Below are 1058 nucleotides of genomic sequence, written 5' to 3' on the forward strand. Positions count from 1 at the left end.
CACTGCTGCGCGACCGGTGGGCCCAGGTTCTCCTGGCCGGGCTGTTGCGGGTCGGCGAGCGCCTCGAGGTGCAGCATCAACGCCCGCCGGGGGGTGGGCACGCCGGGGATCGCGTCGACCACCGAGACCACGTGGACCGGGACAGCCGTGCCGGACACCTCGATGCTGAAGTCCCGGCCGGCGTCGAGCCGGGCTTCAGTGAGGAGGTCGCGCGTGACGAGGACGGGCACCGGAGCGGGAGCCGGATGATCCCCCAGGGGCAGGAACAGCGCGCCGCCGATCCAGCGGTCGGGCTCGGGCTTCCCGGCAACGCGCATGTCCACGCCGTCGAGCCGCACGGGCGCCGCCGGGTCGGCACTGGCGAGGCCGGCGCTCGCGACGGCCTCCGGGGGGAGGTATGTGCTGGCCGGTGCCATGGTGATGCCGATCAGCCGGGTGCCGGCGGGCCAGCCGCCCACGACCTGGGGCAGGTCGGCTCGCAGCCGGACCGAACCACTCGACGTGACTCGTTCGCCGGGCACCTGGATCCACTCGCCGTCGGCCAAGGCGACGAGGAAGTCCGGGCGGGCCGGGAGCATGGCCCACTCGAACTGCTCGTCCAGCTCGAACTTCACGTGGGCCGCAAGCTCCCGCGCCCCGGCCGGGATGTCCAGGCCGGCGACCGGCACCGCCAGCTTCTCGAGCGTCCTCTGCCAGTCGGGCGCCACATCCGCGCGCGGGGTGAACGCCACGTCCGCCGCGTGCGTGTCGACGGCCAGCATGGTCACCTCTTTCGCCGATCCGACCCCGATCGAGCCGACATGGGCGGCCATCACGCGGTCGGTCCCGCCGGCGATGGCGGCATACCGTTCCCGCAGCCCCGCCTTGCCGGTCAGTTCGCTCCCCGTGGTGACGCGCAGCGGGGAGCCGGCGGCGAAGTGGGTCTGGTCGGAGATGGCCCGCCCCAAGGTGGCGGCCTGGGCGACGCCGAGGGCGCCCATGGCGACCGAGAGGAAGATGAGCAGGATCGCCCCCGCCTGCCCGGCCAGGCGACGCGCGACCTGCCAAGACCCCCACGC

The 1058-nt window shown here is 74.2% G+C and carries 1 protein-coding gene; it reads right to left on the reverse strand.

Annotation, left to right across the window (positions count from 1 at the left end):
* Window positions 1–1058: hypothetical protein (locus BN11_RS18825; RefSeq protein ID WP_048699885.1), on the reverse strand; the 1058-nt coding region annotated here is incomplete at both ends.

The sequence above is a fragment of the Nostocoides australiense Ben110 genome (assembly GCF_001050535.1).
Lineage (GTDB): Bacteria > Actinomycetota > Actinomycetes > Actinomycetales > Dermatophilaceae > Nostocoides_A > Nostocoides_A australiense.